Source organism: Lysinibacillus sp. FSL R7-0073 (assembly GCF_038009065.1).
GTDB lineage: Bacteria > Bacillota > Bacilli > Bacillales_A > Planococcaceae > Lysinibacillus > Lysinibacillus fusiformis.
On sequence record NZ_JBBPAS010000001.1, the window covers coordinates 1,935,431 to 1,954,768 of the forward strand.

Here is a 19,338-nt window from a genome sequence, read left to right on the forward strand (position 1 = left end):
ACTTCTTTTTTTATATTTTCTTCCAATAAAAAATTCAGTACAATAATTAAGAAAAAGTCGCAAAATAAAGGAGAATCCTATGAAACAAGCTCTAATCATTATCGATATACAAGAAGCCTTCTTTTTAGACAGCCAACAAAATCTATGGAATGACAAAATGGTCATCAACAATATTAATTCGTTAATTGCATGGGCGCGCCACAATGAAGTACCTATTATTTTTATTCAGCATACTGATGCCGATGATGTAGACTTCGCATACGGTCAGCCTGGATGGGAGCTATATCATGGTCTTCATCGACAAGCGGAGGATAAGGTGATTCAAAAATCAACATGGGACGCCTTTTATCAAACTGAGCTTAACCAATACTTGCAGGAGCAACATATTGAGCAATTAGTTTTTGCTGGTGCACAAACGGAGTTTTGCCTTGATACAACGATTCGTAGTGCTTTCAGTCGTGGCTATCATCACAATATTTTAGTGGAGGGGGCCCATAGTACATTATCTAATGACGTTCTTACAGCACCACAAATCATTCAGCATCATGAATGTATCTGGCACAATCGATTTGTGCAAATTCAGCCAATTGTGGAGTTCCAGCATGCTGATTAACAGAAGAGACTATCAATATAAAGAATTGTCCTACACGGTCCGCTGTGCCGAACGGGACGATGCACAAGCCTTGTCAGACCTACGTTTACAATTAGATGGTGAAACGGAAAACTTTGACCGAGCACAAGGGGAGGGATTCATTGATCGAGCAGGATTCGAACAACTCATTTCCAATGACCTAGCAAGCCCCAAAAATCTATGTTTAGTAGCAGTCGTTGGTGATCAACTTGTAGGATACTCAAGGTGTGAAGGCTCTACATTCATAAAGCTTGCCCATAAGGTTATTTTTGGTGTCGGTGTCAGAAAGGATTTTTGGGGGTACGGCATTGGTAAAGCCCTGATGCAAGTATCTATCGACTGGGCAGATGCTAATGGTATTCGGAAAATGGCACTAGAAGTGTTAGAATCCAATGACAAGGCTGTTCAGCTCTATCAAAAATGTGGCTTTGAGGTGGAAGGTATTTTAAAAAATGATAAGCGCCTTTCAGATGGACAATACTATCACACTATCATGATGGGAAGATGGAAGGCATAGGGAAGTTGAAGGAATTTACAGTATGACGAATTTTATGTATATGTTTTGTTTAATCGTTTGGGGTCTTAATTTTATTGCCGTAAAAATACAAGGGACCCCAGTTAGTTTAGAATTATCGTTAACCTATCGTTTAGTCATAACAGCTCTATTATTTTTAATCCTTGCTTGGTTTATGAAACCACAGGGTAAACCACAAAAGCAGGATATGCCCTTTATCATTGTTTTTGGAGTTTGTAATTTTGCATTCAGTTATTTATGTTTGTATTACGCGACGATGCTAAGCTCAGCAGCCATTGTCACGTTAATATTTTCATTAAAAGTGATATTAACGCCCATTGCTTTACGAATTTTTCTGAAAGAGCCGTTACATCGCCGTGTTCTTCTTGGCGGTATTTTAGGCGTTATAGGCGTGGGTGTATTAATCTATCCAACTTTACATAGTTTTTCAGGATTAGCTGATTTCAAAGGGATTCTAATTGCGTTTTTAGGGACATTACTGACAGCAATCGGTGATGCTAGTTCTGCCAGAAATGCGAAGCGCCATATTGACCCGGTTTATGCGAATGCGATTGGCTTTGCTGTTGGTAGTGTGGTCATGTGTGGGATTGTCTGGATGGAGGGGCAAAGAATGATGATTCCGACATCCTTTACCTATTTATCGGCATTGCTTTATTTAACAGTAATCGCCTCATTTCTCGCCTGGCTATTTTATTTAAAGCTAGTCGAAAGAATTGGAGGAGCGAAAAGTGGCTATATGGTCGCTTTATTTCCTGTTATTGGCGGCATTGCCTCTGTTCTGATTGGTGAATCTACAGTAAGCATCTATTTGATCGTGGGTTGTCTATCCAGTTGTACCGGAGCGGCGATTGCCTTAGGTTTTAAAATTAAGCCTATTTTACGATGAACGAAAACCCTTATCTTTTCATATACTAGATAAGAACGTTTGAAAAGGGTGAGGGAGTTGGCATTCGTTCAGAGAAGCACAGAAAAAGATCAGGATCATTGGGATATCGATCGTTGGGAAAATGATGGTGGTAGCAGTTTAGGGGGGGAAGGGAGGCAAATTTGTCTCCCTAAAAATAGTTGAAACCTTTTTCATTTCTGTTCGTATGAATAAGTAGATACGGATTAGATTTGAAAAGGGAGAACTGAAATTTTTGAGCCATTGAACAAAACGATTACTTTTAATTATTTACTTGATTGTCATTGCGGATGCGTACTACACATCATTGTATATTGAACCCAAAACACCACCGCAACATCAAACGATCAAAGCAACGGCTATTTCCGTTAACATACTACGGTAGCAAGCCAAATAAAAAGAAACGGACAACCCGTCGTTTAAAGCCGATGACCATTCTGCCATTTCAAAAGAAATTGATGGACAAAATGGTTATGTTCACAAATAGTTTAGACGTACGTCCATCAGTACTTATATTTTTACGATATCAACAGCTTCGTTGCTGACGCCCTGTCCACTGACAGGGTTTTTTATGATAAGCATCAGTATGGCATGAATAAAGGGGGAGATGGGCATGACGAAAATTTATTTGATGACCATTACAAAAGGGAATGATGAGCAGGATTACGAGCAACTGATGAACGAAAAAATATTTGAGAAAAAATCAGATCTAAAAGAGTATTTAAACAAAGAAGGCTATTTGAAGGAATCTACATATCAATATGTAAAAATAGCGGAAGAATCTATATTTGTTGCTGAAATTCAAAAAATTAAACTTAAATAAGAAATTTAGTTTATAGTAACTAAAAAATAGATAGAGCAATCTTCGCTCTTTTCATATAAAATGTGGAAGATATAACATACTTAAAAGAGGTGGCCACATGTTCCCTACTTTAAATACTGATCGATTAGTGTTACGAGAAATTACAGAAAATGACGCGCAAGAAATTTTAAATTGCTTTTCTAACCCCGACGTATTACGTCATTACGGTCAAAATCCATTAACTAGTTTAGAGCAAGTTAAACAAATAATTAATCGTTTTTCAAAAAACTATGAGGAAAGACAAGGTATTAAATGGGGGATAGAACTAAAGGGGCGAGAAGGCCTAATAGGTACTATTGGGTTTCAAGAATGGTCAACAGAGCATAAGAAAGCTGAAATAAGCTATGCGCTTTTCCCTGACAGTTGGGGAAAAGGCTATGCAGGAGAGGCACTGGATAAAGTAATTTCGTTTGGCTTTCAAGAGATGGAATTATTGCGGATAGGAGCCATCGTTTTCACAGAAAATGATGCTTCTAACAAGCTATTAACAAAAGTAGGCTTCGAAAAAGAAGGTTTATTAAAGAAATATATGCATCAAAATAATGTGCCATATGATACATATATTTATTCTCTAATCAATATTGAAAAATCATAATCAACGTTCATGAAAAATAAAAGGATTGGGGACATAACCCCCAATCCTTTTACCCATTTAGCCCCAAACGGTAGCTATTTAGCTACACTTCCATCATTTTACGTTCGGATAAATCATTGTAGCTGGATCTACATATTCATCGAACTGTTCTTCTGTTAACAGGCCACTTGCGATAGCTGCTGCTTTTAAAGTAGTACCTTCTTTATGAGCTTTTTTCGCAATTTTTGCTGCGTTTTCATAGCCGATATACGGATTTAATGCTGTTACAAGCATTAATGAGTTTTGTAAGTTATGATCGAGCACTTCTTTATTTGGCTCAATGCCAATCGCACAATGGTCATTAAATGATTTCATAGTATCTGCTAATAGGCGAGTTGTTTGTAAGAAGTTATAAATGATTACTGGCTTAAAGACGTTTAGTTCAAAATTCCCTTGAGATGCTGCGAAAGCAATTGTAGCGTCATTTCCTACTACTTGTGTGACTACCATTGTCATTGCTTCACTTTGGGTAGGGTTTACTTTACCAGGCATAATGGAAGAGCCGGGTTCATTTTCTGGAATCGTGATTTCACCAATCCCTGAGCGAGGCCCACTTGCAAGCCAACGAACGTCATTGGCAATTTTCATTAAATCAGCCGCTAAAGCCTTAAGAGCTCCATGCGCAACAACGGCTTCATCATGGCTTGTTAAGGCATGGAATTTATTCGCTGCAGAGGTGAATTGTTTACCTGTTAGCTCACTAATTTCTGCTGCAACACGATCCCCAAATTCTGGATGAGCATTGATGCCAGTACCAACCGCTGTGCCACCAATCGCAAGCTCCTTCATATAGTCAATATTTTGAATAATCATGTGCTCCGATTTTGCCAGCATGGCTGCCCAGCCGCTAATTTCCTGACCTAATGTAAGAGGGGTTGCATCCTGTAAATGCGTACGGCCAATTTTAATAATATCTTTAAATTGAGCTGCTTTGTCTTCCAAAGTAGATTTTAATAATCGAAGTCGTGGTAATAAGTAATCTTCCACTTTTAAAACTGCCGCAATATGCAATGCAGTTGGGAATGTATCATTCGAGCTTTGTGATTTATTGACATCATCATTTGGATGGATGCGATCTGCCTCGCCAGCGTCTTGTAATAGTTGGTTCGCACGGTGTGCAATGACCTCATTAACGTTCATGTTTGATTGTGTACCACTACCAGTTTGCCAAACAACTAACGGAAATTGATCATTCCATTGTCCATTTAAAACTTCATCTGCAGCCTGTACGATTGCATTCGCTTTAATATCTGAAAGCTTGCCTAGTTTGTTGTTCGCGATTGCTGCACTTTTCTTTAAAATAGCCATGGCCTGCACAAGCTCAATTGGCATGTGTTCCGTACCAATTTGGAAATTTTCTTTACTGCGCTGTGTTTGCGCACCCCAAATTTTATCAGCAGGTACTTTAATTTCACCCATAGTGTCTTTTTCAATACGATAATCCATGTCAAACAGCTCCTTTAGTATGTAAAAATCCTCCACATATACAGATAAAAACGGATACTCTTAGTCTGATGTAAGAATATCCGTTTGATACATGCTTATTCAAAAAAGAGGGGGATTCTGAAATAAGCAATTTGGAGAAAAGAAATAATCTATTGATAATGATAATTGTTATCAATTAAAATGTCAACAAATTTGTTTGTAGAAATAATAGGGTGAGAATAATTCGCAATAGTAGTATTTATATTCCCGAATTTGGTGGAAATAAACGTTATTGATTATCTCTTTTTCTTTCCTAAATCTTTAAGAGGTTGCTTTTTAGGAACTTTCTCAAAAATAATCTTCACATGATAATGATTGTCGTCAATTTGAAGCACTTCAGTTACCTTGGCTTTACGCCCTTTAATTCGAATATCCTCTTCGATGGTAGGGAGTTTGACGAGCAATTGGCTTAATACGGACGTTTTATTTTCATAATAATGAGTAACAAACATCGTTCTTCTCCTTCTAACATTTGATTGTTACTCAATTTATGAAAGGAGCCTAGTTTATAGAACTTTTCATGGATGGAAATAGGAACACGGAGGAAATTGTTACTCAAACAGCATGTAACGGAACCATGCCTGCAAGAAAGCTGATTATCTTGGGCGTAATCATAGAACTCCGTTGAATATTGCTGGGAAATTACACTCTTCACAATTGGAAAATTTCATTCATACGAGAGTTGCGCTGCCACTTAATTTTATGAAAATCAAAAATATGACATAATTTTACGAAATGAAATTGCAACTTTCGACATGTTTCTTATTTATTTCTCGGGAAATATCTCTTACATAATGGTGGTGTTGAGTGGGACTATGAGCGTTCGATTTTGCACTATTCCTGCTGTGAACTTTCATTGAAAAAATAATGACTTTATGATTTGTTTGACTATTCTTAATTATTTTTCATAAAAGAGGTAGTGCGATGACGTTTCAGGAGAGGTGTTGTTCGTTATAATAAGAGAAAGGAGGAAATAAAATGTATTTAAAATCATGTAAGATGCTACAGGATACTATTCCCAATAAACAAATGTATCCTTTTAATATCCCAAGCTTGCAGGATTTACAGGAGTTGGAGTTTCCGACAAATGTGACGTTCTTCGTTGGGGAAAATGGTTCGGGAAAATCAACATTACTCGAAGCCATTGCGGATCGGTGCGATTTTAATACGGCAGGTGGTGGCCGCCAAAATCTGTATGAAGTACATAAGGCAGAATCTTCACTGGGTGAATATATCCGTTTGTCATGGATGCCGAAAATTTCAAATGGTTTTTTTCTTCGATCCGAAACATTTTATCAATTTGCTAGTCATATTGATTTGATAGAAGATCCAAGGAGATATAACGCTTTTGGTGGGAAATCTCTACATCATCAATCCCATGGGGAGTCTTTTCTTGCTTTATTTATGAATCGCTTTAAGGGTAAAGCCATTTATTTATTGGATGAGCCTGAGGCAGCATTGTCTCCAACAAGGCAATTAAGCTTGTTAAAAATTATGAAGGACCTTGAGCATGAGGCACAATTTATTATTGCCACACATTCACCTATTTTACTGGGTTATCCAAATGCAACGATTTATAGCTTTGACAATGGAGAAATTGAAACGATTCGCTATAAGGATTCCATTCATTACATTGTCACCAAGCGGTTTTTAGATGCACCACAAACTATTTTAAGTGAGTTATTTGATGAGGAGAGGGAATCATGAATCAACGAAAAGGCTTAGTAATGCGAGAAATTCGATTGGATGAAATGGCACAATCCATTGATTTATTGAATTATGTCTTTCAAATGTCGATGTCTATTCATAAGGACCGTCGTTTTGTGAATGCAAAAAGTAGACAATTTAATGAGGGACATGCTATCGGATGGTTTGATGGCTCACATTTAGTATCGCAAATTTTAAGTTTGCCTTTTGAGGTCAATGTCCATGGGAAGATTTATGAAATGGGGGGGATTACAGCAGTTGGCACTTACCCAGAGTATTCGGGTCATGGCTTGATGGAGAGCTTGATTATTGAAAGCCTACAAAGTATGCGCAACGAGGGACAATGCATATCCTATTTATTCCCATATTCGATTCCTTATTACCGAAAAAAGGGATGGGAAATTATGAGTGATATCGTAGAATTTCAGGTGAAGGATACACAGCTTCCGCATTATTCCGGACTCAATGGAAAAATTCGTCGTGTCGATCCGAAACATCAGGATGTTGTGGATATCTACGCTCGTTATGCGGAAAAAACACATGGTGTGATGGTGCGAAATAGTATTGCGTGGAATGAGAAATTTCAGGAGGATTTCTGGGAAGAGAAATTCATTGACAGTGATGTTAACCTTCAGGCTGCCGTCTACTACGATGAAGGGGATGTGGCGCAGGGCTACATGTTTTATCGTATTATGGAGGAAAATTATTATATTGATGAAATCGTCTATTTACAGGAAGAAGCACGCAAAGGGTTATGGAATTTTGTCTCTGCCCATAGTTCCATGATTTATAATGTCTATGGGAAAACGACAGGTAATGAAGCAGTAGCGTTTTTATTAGAGGATAGCGAGATTATTCAAAAGGTATCTCCTTATTTTATGGCGAGAATTGTTGATGTTAAAGAGTTTTTATTACGCTATCCATTTGTCAGTCAAAACTTTGAGCTTCAGCTAGCTGTAACGGATCGGATTGTAGCTTGGAATAATGGTACATTCATCATCAAAATGGTGGATGGTAAGCTGTCTGTCCAAAAGGTGAGCGAGACATTAAATGATAATGCTGTCCATTTAACGGTGCAAACATTGGCCACTATGCTGCTAGGCTATAAACGCCCAAGTTATTTAGAGAAAATTGAACGGTTACAGGGACATGCGGAGGAAATTGCCTTACTAGAGGACATATTACCCGTAGGCATACCGACATTCATTGATTATTTCTAGGCACGTGGAACAGGTAATGGAGCTGAACTAATTTTTACTATAGTTCAGCTTTTAATCATCATACAGATACTGCATATTTGAACAAGGATGTAACTTTATATACATAGATAAACTTGGATTTAGGAGGGGGAATATGAAATGAATTTATTAGTCGGAATAGCTATTGTACTCATTGTGTTTTTCTCTTCAAGCATAATTGAAAAAAGGTTGAAGTCTATTGAACAACAAAACAATCGTGTCATTAAAATACTGGAAGAAATTAGAGATAAAAAATAAAGGGATATACCAATATGGGAATTTTACTTCAAGTAAAGGGTAAATCCTATTGGAATGGAGTTTATATTACATGGATATATATATTGAAAGATTACAAGTGGTAGATGCCGAAGGATTGTATAAATTCGAACTTGAAAACAGAAAATTTTTCGAAGAAATGGTACCTACTCGTGGAGATGAATACTATAACCCTGAGATTTTTAAAAAAAGACACGAAGCTTTACTTGAAGAACAAGCTCAGGGAAGGTCATATTTCTATTTAATTAAAGATCTAGATAGTTCTATTCTAGGAAGAATAAATTTAGTGGATATTGATAGCTTTCATAAAATCGGTCATCTCGGTTATAGGGTGGGTCAAGAACATACTGGAAAAGGAATTGCTAATAAAGCATTGAAAAAATTAATCGAAACAATAACTGATGAAGACATAAAACAAATTAAGGCGGAAACAACAACAAATAACATAGCTTCTCAAAGAGTTTTAGAGAAAAATGGTTTTAAGAAAATATCTACTAGTAGTGAAAATATCGAAATGAATGGTCAGAAATTAAATTTCATTTATTATGCTCTGACTATTTCGCCTTGTTAAACTAACAGATGAAGAGTATTGAGCTGTTTAGACAGCTCCTTTTTTTATTTATTGTACAAATGGAGCGGCTTAGCTTAAGAAGGATTGGTTACTGAGTAAACATAAAATATGGTAAAAATTACTACGGACGTGTAATGTTTAAACAAACAATGCTATAATTCATTTAAATATGAATAGATGATAAAAAACTTGTGATAAATCGATATCCCCCAGATTTATCCGTCTAGATGATAGGAGTCAAATTTTAATGAATAGTCCAATCTAATATTCCCCGATTAAGCCAAAAATCGAGTAAAATATCGGGGGATATATAATGAAATTGAATAGAAATTTTTCTTTATTACTATTAGGTCAGTTACTCGCTAATATAGGCGATGTATTATATATAGTCAGTGTTATAAGTACGATTTTTTTGTTAACAGGTTCTGCAATTGCAGCATCGTTCGTGCCATTTACAATTGCTTCCTCTATGTTTATATCCAGTCTGCTGACACCTCTTTTGGTGGAGAAACTAAATCTTAAATGGTTACTTGCTGGGTCACAAATCGCAAAAACGATTTTACTCTTTATTCTAGGATTTATGGTAATGGGTTTATCAGCAGCTAATTATTATTTTTTCTTTTTAATAATAGGATGGATTGCTTTTTTTGATGGATGTGCAAATCCAATAAGACAGACATTGACTCCACACTATGTTAAACCTGAACAGCTACTTCAAGCTAATGGAATTTCCGAAACTATTACGCAGGTCATTCAAGCAGGTATGTGGTTCGTAGGAAGTTCATTGTTAATGATTATGAGCCCTCAACAACTGATTTGGTTAGTAGGATGTTTATTTGTAATGGCAAGCCTACTACTTAGCCTTTTAGAAAATGTAAACAGTCATGATTCGACGGAGACAAAAGGGAAACTAGAAAAGATTAAAGAGGGTTGGCAAACTTTATCTAATACGCCCGTTTTAAAAAGGATTGCTTGGATAGAATTTTTAGAAACCATCGCTGCAACAGTTTGGATAGCCGCTATTTTATATGTGTTTGTCAACGACGCTTTGAACGTTGATGAAAAGTGGTGGGGATTTATTAATGGAGCCAACTTTTTAGGCCTGATTTTAGGGAGTGCTTATTGTATAAAATTTTCTTCTGTTATAGAAAAGAAAATTGGAACCTATATTTTTATAGGTTCCTTCGCAAGTTTCATATTGACAATATTATTTAGCATAAACAGCATTGCAATGATTTCCTTACTTTTATCATTTTGTGTAGGGCTTTTTGGACAAATTAAACAAATTCCTCAACAAACAGTGATACAAACTAGTGTGTCAAAAGAACAGTTGTCAACTGTTTATACGTCATTAGGTGCTATCGGAACTGGAATTTTCGGCATTGGCTCTCTTGTTATGGGGGTAATAGCAGATTTAGTAGGAATTAGACTGGTTTTCGTGATTTCGGGGCTATTACTGGCGACAGTCAGTGTAATCGCTCACAAAAATAAGCAATTGTTTGTTAGAAATGCTTTGAAACAATCCAATTAAAGAAGACGTAGGACCATCATATTTGATGGTCCTTTTTATTGAACTAATTGTACTTAAAAGGTGCTTCTTTGAGGATCATGGCTTTTATGAAGACCAGGCTTTTTTTAGTAGTTGGACTCCTAATTTAATTTCTTCCATTGATAGCTTGCTAAAGCCTAGCTGTAGCATCGGTTCTATACTTGCTTGATGGAGAAAAAACGGGCTGGTTGGATAAACTTTTATCCCGTGGGACTCTGCTTGGTGGATTAGCTGTTGTTCCGAGAGGGGTAACTTTATTTTCAACAAAATATAGAGTCCTGATTGTTCACCTAAAATCGTGATTTTCTCCCCAAATTGTTGTTGTAGCTCCTGCACAAGGCAATGCATTTTTTGTTTATAGGTCAGGCGCATTCGTTTAATATGGCGGGTCCATTCGCCTTGGGCCATAAATTGGGCCATTGTGCGTTGATGTAGGGTGGATGCATTTTGTTCAAAATGAGCAAATTTTTCTTTATAAGGCTGCACAAGGGCAGTCGGTAACACCATATAGCTAATTCGAATGCCTGGTAAAAAGGATTTGGAAAATGTGCCTAAATAAATTACCCGAGAGGGGTCGATGGAGGCAAGGGCAGGGAATGGCTGTTGTGTATAACGAAATTCACCATCATAATCATCTTCGAGTATATAGCCATTCACTTTTTGGGCCCATCGTATAAGTGCTTGTCGTTGTTGAATATTCATCGAGGCACCGTATGGGAAATGGTGTGATGGTGTGACATACAATAGGCGTGAGCGACAAGTTGTTAAGACATCAAGCTGTGCACCTTCTTCGAAAACAGGCAAGGCCTCAATGTCAAAGTTATGTAATTGGAATGCCTCCCGAGCCCCATCATAGCCTGGGTCCTCCAGTAGTATACTAGGGAAATTTTTCTTTAATAAAAACCCAAGATACAGAAGCATTTGCTGTGTACTACTGCCAATAATGATATTTTCATTATTGGTATATAGCCCTCTTGCCTGAAGTAAGTATTGGGCAAGCTGCTCTTTTAGCATAGGTTCTCCAAACAGTTCACCATATTGATAGCAAGTTGGTTCCTGTAAAACCTGATTGGCGATTTGACGCCACGTCTTGATGGGAAAGTGTTGTTGATCGACAGCCCCTGCTTGGAAGTTCACAAGTAATGCAGAAGTATCCTTTAGTGGCTTCGATCGAATGGGCTGTGGCTGCTCTTGTAAGAAAACTTGCTCCAACGCATTCACAAAATACCCTTTCCTACCTTCACCACGAATATACCCCTCAGCCACAAGCTGATCATAGGCCGTTAAGGTCGTATTGCGGCTCACCTGTAATGTTTCTGCTAGCTTCCGAATAGAAGGCAGGGAATCATTTTTTTTCAATGTACCTTCCATAATGAGAGTCTTCATTTGCTGATAGATTTGTTTATATTTGACCTCTTTGTCGGTTAATAAAAAGATGAAATCGTCCATAATGCACCTCTTCGACATGTTGAAATGTTTGAAACTGTCTCTTTTGGAATGTCAGATAATCTACTACCATCATACTAGAATGACAAATAAATTGAAATGGGGAGTGGAATATGAATATTTGTACTGTGTCACTGGCAACAATTAGGGAAGTGGTCCCGTTATTTAATGCCTATCGTGAGTTTTATGGACAACCGACTGATTTAATACAAGCCGAGCAGTTTATCCAAGAACGTGTGGAAAAGGAGCAATCCATTATTTTTCTCGCATACTTGGATGGGGAAGCAGTAGGTTTTGCGCAGTTATTTCCTATCTTTTCATCCGTTGCTATGAAAGGGGCATTTATTTTAAATGATTTATTTGTGGCTGGGCATGCCAGAAAACAAGGGGTGGCAAAGGCATTAATCGAACAATGCTACGTCTATTGCCAGCAGGAGAACGCTCGTTACATGATGCTTGAAACCGCAAAGGACAATGTCAACGCCCAAAAGCTCTATGAAAAAGTAGGGATGACCATAGATGATCATGTGTATTATTACAGTATTTATTGGTGAGAAACGGGGCTGTAATTTTTAAAAGCCTTTGTTTGTATGAAATCTATAATCCACCTGTTGAAAGACCCCGCCATTTAGCTAAATGGTGGGGTCTTACGGTTAGGCGTGGCTCATCCAGCCGGCAAAAAGACCTGAATTGAAAAAGCGTGTAATCTGCTTAAATCCAGCCTCTTTCAATAATTCTTGAATGTCATGATCGGATAGAAAAGAGATATTCATAATGACTTTCCCCATATCTTCGACCTTTGATTTTTTGTATCCTGCATCTAAAAAGAAGCTTTGCCAGATTTTAATGCGATCTTGCAGTTCGTTACTATTTCGATCTCCATAGGCACAAGCGAGGACAAAAGGTTTGCCGGGCTTTAATTGCGCATGAATGTTGTGCAGTAAGTTAAGTTTTTGCTGTCTATCTTCAATAAAATGCAGCACAAGGATACAGCTAGCCGCATCATAGGTTAATGGATAGGAGGGCAAGGTATCAATGGTTCCTTGAAGAAGCTGAACTCGGCTTTCTATAGCTAATTGCTGTGCTTTATACTGAGCAATTTGCAACATCTCTTCAGACGGGTCTATTCCTATAAATGTCCAGTTTGGATTAGATGGTCCCCATGCGGATAGCTCATTACCGCCCCCTGCTCCTACAACTAGCAGGGAAGTATCCTGCTCACCTAAATGAGCTCGGAAATAGGCTTGTGTCATGGCGAACAGAGTGTCATAGGCTGGTACAGAGATACGAGTGCTATGTTCATAAATGCGAGCTTTCTCTAATAAATGTGTATTCATAGTCATTACCTCCAATTTATATTGTGTATATTAAAGACCTTAATTGTCTGTAATTGAGTATATATGAGATTTAACCGAAGCACAATAAAGAAATTTTATCCTGTTATAATTAAAGTAAAACGATTAATATTTAATTTTAAGAAATAATAATTTAATGATTATCATTAAAAAATTATTGAATTTAGTAGCTCTTTCTTCTACACTTAACGTAATGAATAGGGGGAGAAAATATGATTAATGCAATTGTGCAAGTGATGTTATTTTCAGTCATACCGTTTGTTTGGTGGAGTTTTACAGCTAAAAAGGAACAACCCTTCCTCGAATGGTTAGGATTTCACAGGCCTGTTATTGTTGATAAGGGGAAATATGCCATATTTTATATGCTTTCTATTGTCGTATTAGTGGTGCCTAATTTCGCTCTCGTCTTTTTTTACATGGATGGTTCCATATTAGCGTCCAATCAATTTGCTGGCCTTGGCTTAGCGGGGGTCATTCCAGCTATTCTATATGCTATGATTCAGACCGGCTTATCTGAGGAGCTATTGTTCCGTGGTTTTTTATTGAAAAGGCTGGCAAAGTCATTTGGTTTCCAGGTCGGAAATTTGCTACAAAGCCTCGTTTTTGGCAGTATTCATGGGGCTATGTTATGGACGGTATTACCATTTCCAATCATCTTGTTAGTTGTACTATCTACAGGGCTAGCAGGCTATGTGATGGGATGGATGAATGAGCGAGTTGGCGGGGGTTCCATTGTAACGAGCTGGAGTATTCATAGTTTGACTAATTTAATGACTGCTTGCTTATCAATGTTTCAAATTCTAACTTTTTGACTTATTTGCATTTCTTTGCCGTCACTTGCATAATAGGGCAGAGAAGATTTTTCGTGAAGGGAAGTGCAAACATGACAGAATGGCCAAAGGGAGTAGCCAAACCTGCAATTCGTGCATTACAAGCAGCAGGCTATACACAATTGAAACAGCTGGAAAACGTTGACCTTTCCACTTTAGCTCATTTACATGGAATGGGACCAAAAGCGCTTGCTGCGATTGAGGCGGCACTAAAGGAAAGTAGGAAGCTGCGTGAATAAGCTGACATTATTTTTATTGGCAATGGTGATCTATTATATAGTCGTTGTCTTCCTCATCAGTAAGCTTTTTATCATTCCTATCATGAAAGTAATGGCACTTGTATTCTTTATAGGAGCGGGTTTCATCTTTTCACGTAAGATGCGCAGGAAATTGCAGTAGGAGATATTATGAAAATTGTTCAATTAACAGTCATTTATTTAGCCATTATTTTGCTGGCAATGGTGCTATCTTTATCAGGTGTTCGGCTATCCTTTTCACTCGGTATAATTGCTGTGTTCGTGGTAGCTATTATTTATCGTCATGTACATATTTTATATCGAACAAACAATATGGAACTGGTAGATAAATGGGTGAAGTGTCGTCAAAAAGAACCGATATTTGCGGCTCTCTATGCATCCGCTTATGGGACGGTAGATGAACAGATTTGTGCTATCGATGTCATCATCCACCATTATAAGCAGCCAGCCATCAAATATAATTATCTATTTACGAAAGCAATTATGGAGAAAAATCTTGGAGCGGCAAAGGCTGCTGCCCAGCAAATTAACAAGGAGCCGTTATCAAGCTATGCCCTATGCTATTTTGCAGCGATGGAAGGTCAAACGGCTGCTATGAGAAGTGACAAGCTGACACAGCCCTGGATGCAACCCGCTGTGGAGGCAGTATACGCCCATAGCCAAAAAAATCAAGAATTATTTCGCCAATGGGCTGATGCTAGCATCGAACAAGCGCGTGGTGTACAAAAGTATGGTTTAATACATAATTTTAGACAAATGGAAAGAGAATTGGATAGTGAATAACTATCTAGTATAGCAAACAATAGTAATTTCATGTTCGTAAGACGTATTAAAGAGCTACTCTTTAATACGTCTTTTTTAACGCTTTTTATTCAATAAAATCCCTCGTACGATCCCCATACTGAAAATACCACAGAGCAAGAAAAGAAAAAGATACGCATGCCATTGTTGTAAAATGCGATCGCGTCCTAATGCAATCGAAAGGTCGTTGAAAAGGGAGTAAGTAAAGTACAATAAAATACTATTTTTTATGAGACAAAAAGTCATGATGGCATTTTGACGCTGGCTATGGGACAGCGGCGGTTTATTTCTTCTCATCACAGGATAGGCTGCTTTCATCTCTAAATAGTGTAAAAGTAAAAATAGCATGAGTGCGATAAAAGGTAAATAAAAAATAGCTATTTTTGGTCCAAACTGTGCATGGTCACTTGTGAAGCTTTGTAATACGGGAATCGTTGCAGGAAGCTTTCGATATTGAATTAGTGTAGCTGTGAAGCCAGCTAAAAAAATGGTGGCCACGATGACCGTCAGCTGGTGACAAAAGCGTGGTGTTGGTGTTTTTTGTTGTGTTTGCATCCTTGCCCCTCATTTCCATCATCATTCAAAATTACAATCTGTTATACTGTATCATAGAATGATTGCTTTTGTGAGAGAGAAAGAAGGATATGATGGAATACTTGTTATTTTTATTCATTGGCATCATTGGGAATGTCATTGGAACGTTAGTGGGTGGGGGTGGTTTAATCACCTTGCCAACGATGATGTTAATGGGGGTGCCAGTCCATTCTGCAATTGGGGCAAATAAAGTATCCAATATGGTAAGTGCATTTTCGAGCTTTTATACGATCTATAAACGAAAGGAATTAGCATGGTCAGAAATGAGACCAGTCTTATGGGTATCCCTAATTGGTGGAACATTGGGTGGACTTTTTGCTTCATTTATGAGTAGTCAAGCATTGACGTTTATCGCCATCATTTTACTAGGCTTTGCGTTAATTATGTCCTTTATGGGTGGGGCTGATTTTGGCGATAAGGAACTCTTTATTATGAATCGAAAAAATGGTCCAATTCTCCTTGGGGTTGGTTTTTATGATGGTATGTTTGGGCCTGGCAGTAGTACACTAGCCCTTTATACATATGCTCATGAGAAAATTTCTTATATTAAAGCAGTAGGACTCTCAAGGGTAGGGGTATTCGCCATGTGCTCAGGAGCAGCAATTACCTATATCGCTACCGGGAAAATTGAATGGCCACTAACGTTGATTTTAATGGTAGGGTCTACGATTGGTGCGCAAATTGGCATTGTTTTAGCAAGAAGGGTGAAAGCAAATCAAGTCAAACTGCTACTCCGTATTGTAACCATTGTTCTGATCGTACAGCTTGTTTATGATTTTATCCAGCAGCTATAGGAGGCGATTGTCGTGTTTGAAATTACACCGTACCCTACGTTTTCATGGTCACTATCACGTCATAAAACGCTAACAAGCTGTGCCCGTAAATATGGCTATGAATATTATTTTTCCCATAACGGGTGGCTAAGCTACAATGTGGAGCCTTATCATCAACTTGTTTATCGTTTAAAAAAGCTACAACCCATGCCTATTTTATTTGGGCAAATTGTTCACCGTTTTATTGAACAGGCTATTAATGATTATTTACAAACAAGGAAGCCCCCCACACTAGAGGAGCTAATTTATTGGGCTAGAGGACAGCTGAATGCGGCTTTTATTGATTCTACCCGCCATCTTGAATCATGGAGGCAAAAGCCAAATAAATATTATATGATGCAGGAAATATACTATTCCGGCAAACTTCCATCCGATCTAGTACAAGACTATAAAGAACGAATTAAGCTTGTTTTTGAGCATTTTTTGATGAGTGAAACATTTCAACAAATTACATCACAAAAAGGTTCTTTACGTATTGGGGAACCAGAACAATTTCGCTCGATGAAAATCAACGATATCCAAGTGTTCGTTGTAATGGATTTTCATTATTTTAATGAACTAACTGATAAATGGGTAATTGTGGACTGGAAAACGGGGGGAGAGTCAGATGATGATCGCCAGCAATTAGCTCTCTATGCCTATTATGTTCAGCAAAAATATCGGGTGCCACTTGAGCAAATTGAGGTCTACAATGAATATTTACTATCGGGAAAACGAAAGAAATATAGCTTTACCGATTTTGATATGGAAAATATTTTACATACATTTCAGTATAGTGTTTTAGAAATGAAAAAGTACCAAGCTGATATTTTTTCAAACGAGCCTGTGGACTTGGAAGATTTTGAACAAACACAAGAAAAATGGCATTGTCGTGGATGCAATTTTAGAGAATTATGTGAGCAAAAGTAGAAATGGGTTTCGCCTATTTTCATTTCTATAAAAGGAGGGAGAAAATGATAAAAAATAAAGTGTCGTTTGTTACTTCCATCATCCTTTTAGGAATTTGTATGTGTTTATTTTTCCCATTTCCTAACTATCAAATGGTGAATGCTCGAATTTCCTTTATGTCGTTTCCTATCCTCACTGATGATGGCTATGTGTTGCTTGGGTTATTTGGTTCAGCTCTCTTTATCCTTGCTTTGATTTTACTTGTCGAGGGGATGAAAAAATATCACCTCCTATCAATTGGTGTAGTGCTAATCACCTTTACCTTTTTACCCATTCTTTTGATGACAATCTATCAAGAGACTTTCGCTCGTGGGATTATGGCGATTTCCTATACAAAGAATGGTGAATGCCAATTTGATGTAGTAAGCAAGCATGTATTACATGGGGAATGTCATCTTGAATTACAAAATCGAAATAATGAAGCAGTGTCATTTGAGCTAGAGTTTTTAGATGATCATTTAACGGGAAAAGGACCCCGTATAGAGTCTCTGATGAATGTAGCTGGCCCTTATTATGTGACAATTGAGCCTAATCGTAATAAGTTCATTCACATAAAGGAATTACTTGATTTATCTGACGTGCCCAATCATATTCAAGGAGGCGGTTCGTCGTTTATACATATTAAAATAATCGACGGGGAGGCTGCACGAATTTTATAAAAAAAGGTATTCAAGTAGGAGAACTTTAAAACAGTTGAAGTGTAGGTAGTAGCTTATGAGTTGCATTAGCAACTCTTTTTTTATTTAACTTCTTAGCGGTTTAGTTGAATAAGAAATAAAATGATTTATGTTAAAATAATGGAAAAGAGAACCAAAAGAGGTGAAGTAATTGTGTTAAGAAAATATTTAAGTATGATTTCATTGTTATTATTTTCTTTGTTCATTGTCTTTGCTTTTATTACCCCCATTGTAGTGAATGGAACCTCTGAAATTGGAGATATTGTGGTCATTTCGTTAATAATAGCGTCTTTTCTAGCTGCCCTTTTTAGCCAAAAGGGGAAGTTAAGAATATTGGCTTTAATTGTTTCCTTGATTCCAGTGCTTTTGCTAGTAGGGTTCATGTTACTTCCGATATTTTATTTACTACAGCAATGAATGGGTTTCCTTATGGAAGAATAGACTAGTGGATTAATTCGATATACAGGTAGCTTTTTCAAAGCAAATGAAGGTACTAGGTATAAAGATGTCTCTATTTTTTCCGCTAGTATAAAATCAAGCTATTAAACATATATAAGAAAAGCAGCCAATAGAGTGTACAATACCTTTTAAGAATCAAAAAGGGGGATGAAATTGGATAAACAATTAACCATGTTTGAACTTTTGATAACTCCTATGAAAAAAACTTCAGATGATCGTATGAAAAGTGTTGAAAAGCAAAACGTAGTGGCACCACGTAAGGTGGGATATATTGTACACAAATAAAGTACTAATCACCTAACTTCACATGATAGGTTGTAACCCTAAATGAATGTGAAAGCAGAAAACTGAGTTTGCTTTTTTGATAATTTTGTATTAAATTATATTGTATTGATATTTCGAGAGGAGGCAAAAGGTTATGGAAACTGTTTTCAGAATGGCTGCAATTGAAGTAAAGACATTTTTACAAGTAACTGATTTCAATTCAACGGGACCAGTCTGTCGTTTTTTAGAAAAACTTCATATAGAATTCAGCAACCGGAAGCTTTTTGCCTTTGTATTTAATAGATAAAGAAGAACCTTTATGTTTGTTCTTTTTAAATACTTTATGCATGTTCTGACGCCGGTTACCTGGCGTCTTTTTGTGTTGTTAAAGAAGATTAATTGAAAATAAAACTTTTGAAAGGGTGAGACGATTGCTTAAAAAGTTAAGACAATTTAGGAATGTTTCAGTGTGCCAAGCGCTT

At 37.2% G+C, this 19,338-nt stretch carries 26 protein-coding genes; 21 read left to right on the forward strand and 5 right to left on the reverse strand.

The features are described from left to right. Window positions 1–79 precede the first annotated feature (79 nt). From MKY88_RS09235 to MKY88_RS09255, 5 genes are all read left to right on the forward strand, one after another. The gene (locus MKY88_RS09235) at window positions 80–613 is read left to right on the forward strand and encodes a cysteine hydrolase family protein (protein ID WP_328201912.1); all 534 of its coding nucleotides are present in this window, start codon (window positions 80–82) and stop codon (window positions 611–613) included. Further along, window positions 603–1,148, forward strand: coding sequence for a GNAT family N-acetyltransferase (locus MKY88_RS09240; RefSeq protein ID WP_328201908.1), 546 nt, complete (start codon window positions 603–605; stop codon window positions 1,146–1,148). The genes MKY88_RS09235 and MKY88_RS09240 overlap by 11 nt, the downstream gene beginning before the upstream one ends. A gap of 22 nt (window positions 1,149–1,170) precedes the next feature. Further along, entirely contained in the window at window positions 1,171–2,052 is an 882-nt protein-coding gene (locus MKY88_RS09245; RefSeq protein ID WP_193831645.1) for a DMT family transporter, read from the forward strand. A gap of 631 nt (window positions 2,053–2,683) precedes the next feature. Continuing rightward, complete coding sequence (locus tag MKY88_RS09250) at window positions 2,684–2,893, forward strand: hypothetical protein (protein ID WP_328201906.1); 210 nt, start codon at window positions 2,684–2,686, stop codon at window positions 2,891–2,893. 97 nt (window positions 2,894–2,990) lie between these two features. Further along, entirely contained in the window at window positions 2,991–3,527 is a 537-nt protein-coding gene (locus tag MKY88_RS09255) for a GNAT family N-acetyltransferase (protein ID WP_328201905.1), read from the forward strand. Window positions 3,528–3,620: 93 nt separating this feature from the next. Here MKY88_RS09255 and fumC read toward each other — a convergent pair whose 3' ends face one another. Continuing rightward, entirely contained in the window at window positions 3,621–5,012 is a 1,392-nt protein-coding gene (fumC, locus tag MKY88_RS09260) for a class II fumarate hydratase (protein WP_328201903.1), read from the reverse strand. Between the two features lie 275 nt (window positions 5,013–5,287). Beyond that, a complete protein-coding gene (locus MKY88_RS09265; protein WP_025114870.1) occupies window positions 5,288–5,503 on the reverse strand; it encodes a hypothetical protein in 216 nt (71 codons plus the stop codon). A gap of 526 nt (window positions 5,504–6,029) precedes the next feature. Here MKY88_RS09265 and MKY88_RS09270 point away from each other — a divergent pair. The 5 genes from MKY88_RS09270 (at window position 6,030) to MKY88_RS09290 (ending at window position 10,374) form a co-directional block, all read left to right on the forward strand. After that, window positions 6,030–6,758 (forward strand): AAA family ATPase, encoded by a 729-nt coding sequence (locus MKY88_RS09270; protein ID WP_025114869.1) that lies wholly within the window; start codon window positions 6,030–6,032, stop codon window positions 6,756–6,758. Next, the gene (locus tag MKY88_RS09275) at window positions 6,755–7,978 is read left to right on the forward strand and encodes a GNAT family N-acetyltransferase (RefSeq protein WP_328201899.1); all 1,224 of its coding nucleotides are present in this window, start codon (window positions 6,755–6,757) and stop codon (window positions 7,976–7,978) included. Before MKY88_RS09270 ends, MKY88_RS09275 begins: the two co-directional genes overlap by 4 nt. Before the next feature lie 138 nt (window positions 7,979–8,116). Continuing rightward, entirely contained in the window at window positions 8,117–8,254 is a 138-nt protein-coding gene (locus MKY88_RS09280) for a hypothetical protein (RefSeq protein WP_328201896.1), read from the forward strand. A 70-nt stretch (window positions 8,255–8,324) separates the two neighbouring features. Further along, window positions 8,325–8,843: a GNAT family N-acetyltransferase gene (locus MKY88_RS09285; RefSeq protein WP_340813463.1), complete on the forward strand. Its 519-nt coding sequence runs from the start codon at window positions 8,325–8,327 to the stop codon at window positions 8,841–8,843. A 313-nt stretch (window positions 8,844–9,156) separates the two neighbouring features. Then, a complete protein-coding gene (locus MKY88_RS09290) occupies window positions 9,157–10,374 on the forward strand; it encodes an MFS transporter (protein WP_340813464.1) in 1,218 nt (405 codons plus the stop codon). Window positions 10,375–10,458: 84 nt separating this feature from the next. On the opposite strand, the gene pdxR is transcribed toward MKY88_RS09290, so the two are convergent. Next, on the reverse strand, window positions 10,459–11,841 hold the full coding sequence (gene pdxR, locus MKY88_RS09295; protein ID WP_340813466.1) for a MocR-like pyridoxine biosynthesis transcription factor PdxR: 1,383 nt from the start codon (window positions 11,839–11,841) through the stop codon (window positions 10,459–10,461). A 110-nt stretch (window positions 11,842–11,951) separates the two neighbouring features. Between pdxR and MKY88_RS09300 the strand changes: the two genes are divergently transcribed. Continuing rightward, complete coding sequence (locus MKY88_RS09300; protein ID WP_291758613.1) at window positions 11,952–12,392, forward strand: GNAT family N-acetyltransferase; 441 nt, start codon at window positions 11,952–11,954, stop codon at window positions 12,390–12,392. 99 nt (window positions 12,393–12,491) lie between these two features. Here the strand turns inward: MKY88_RS09300 and MKY88_RS09305 are convergent, their stop codons facing one another. Then, window positions 12,492–13,175, reverse strand: a complete 684-nt coding sequence (locus tag MKY88_RS09305) for a class I SAM-dependent methyltransferase (protein WP_340813467.1) — start codon at window positions 13,173–13,175, stop codon at window positions 12,492–12,494. 230 nt (window positions 13,176–13,405) lie between these two features. Here MKY88_RS09305 and MKY88_RS09310 point away from each other — a divergent pair, with 230 nt between their 5' ends. From MKY88_RS09310 to MKY88_RS09325, 4 genes are all read left to right on the forward strand, one after another. Then, window positions 13,406–14,005: a CPBP family intramembrane glutamic endopeptidase gene (locus MKY88_RS09310; protein WP_340813468.1), complete on the forward strand. Its 600-nt coding sequence runs from the start codon at window positions 13,406–13,408 to the stop codon at window positions 14,003–14,005. A 71-nt stretch (window positions 14,006–14,076) separates the two neighbouring features. Beyond that, window positions 14,077–14,262 carry a hypothetical protein gene (locus tag MKY88_RS09315; protein ID WP_328201886.1) on the forward strand — a complete coding sequence of 62 codons (186 nt, stop codon included), beginning with the start codon at window positions 14,077–14,079 and terminating at the stop codon, window positions 14,260–14,262. Then, window positions 14,255–14,422 carry a hypothetical protein gene (locus MKY88_RS09320; protein ID WP_328201885.1) on the forward strand — a complete coding sequence of 56 codons (168 nt, stop codon included), beginning with the start codon at window positions 14,255–14,257 and terminating at the stop codon, window positions 14,420–14,422. Before MKY88_RS09315 ends, MKY88_RS09320 begins: the two co-directional genes overlap by 8 nt. Before the next feature lie 8 nt (window positions 14,423–14,430). Beyond that, complete coding sequence (locus MKY88_RS09325) at window positions 14,431–15,063, forward strand: hypothetical protein (RefSeq protein ID WP_340813469.1); 633 nt, start codon at window positions 14,431–14,433, stop codon at window positions 15,061–15,063. A 75-nt stretch (window positions 15,064–15,138) separates the two neighbouring features. Here MKY88_RS09325 and MKY88_RS09330 read toward each other — a convergent pair whose 3' ends face one another. Next, window positions 15,139–15,636, reverse strand: coding sequence for a DUF1648 domain-containing protein (locus MKY88_RS09330; RefSeq protein ID WP_328201883.1), 498 nt, complete (start codon window positions 15,634–15,636; stop codon window positions 15,139–15,141). A gap of 92 nt (window positions 15,637–15,728) precedes the next feature. Between MKY88_RS09330 and MKY88_RS09335 the strand changes: the two genes are divergently transcribed. The 6 genes from MKY88_RS09335 to MKY88_RS09360 all read left to right on the forward strand — a co-directional run bounded on the left by MKY88_RS09335 (window position 15,729) and on the right by MKY88_RS09360 (window position 19,163). After that, on the forward strand, window positions 15,729–16,469 hold the full coding sequence (locus tag MKY88_RS09335; protein ID WP_193833636.1) for a sulfite exporter TauE/SafE family protein: 741 nt from the start codon (window positions 15,729–15,731) through the stop codon (window positions 16,467–16,469). Window positions 16,470–16,481: 12 nt separating this feature from the next. Continuing rightward, complete coding sequence (locus MKY88_RS09340; protein ID WP_328201881.1) at window positions 16,482–17,417, forward strand: PD-(D/E)XK nuclease family protein; 936 nt, start codon at window positions 16,482–16,484, stop codon at window positions 17,415–17,417. 44 nt (window positions 17,418–17,461) lie between these two features. Next, window positions 17,462–18,115 (forward strand): hypothetical protein, encoded by a 654-nt coding sequence (locus tag MKY88_RS09345; RefSeq protein WP_340813471.1) that lies wholly within the window; start codon window positions 17,462–17,464, stop codon window positions 18,113–18,115. 171 nt (window positions 18,116–18,286) lie between these two features. After that, complete coding sequence (locus MKY88_RS09350; RefSeq protein WP_083244649.1) at window positions 18,287–18,550, forward strand: hypothetical protein; 264 nt, start codon at window positions 18,287–18,289, stop codon at window positions 18,548–18,550. Between the two features lie 195 nt (window positions 18,551–18,745). Further along, window positions 18,746–18,877, forward strand: coding sequence for a hypothetical protein (locus MKY88_RS09355; protein WP_328202877.1), 132 nt, complete (start codon window positions 18,746–18,748; stop codon window positions 18,875–18,877). A 133-nt stretch (window positions 18,878–19,010) separates the two neighbouring features. Next, on the forward strand, window positions 19,011–19,163 hold the full coding sequence (locus tag MKY88_RS09360; protein ID WP_193831660.1) for a hypothetical protein: 153 nt from the start codon (window positions 19,011–19,013) through the stop codon (window positions 19,161–19,163). Window positions 19,164–19,338: the final 175 nt, after the last annotated feature.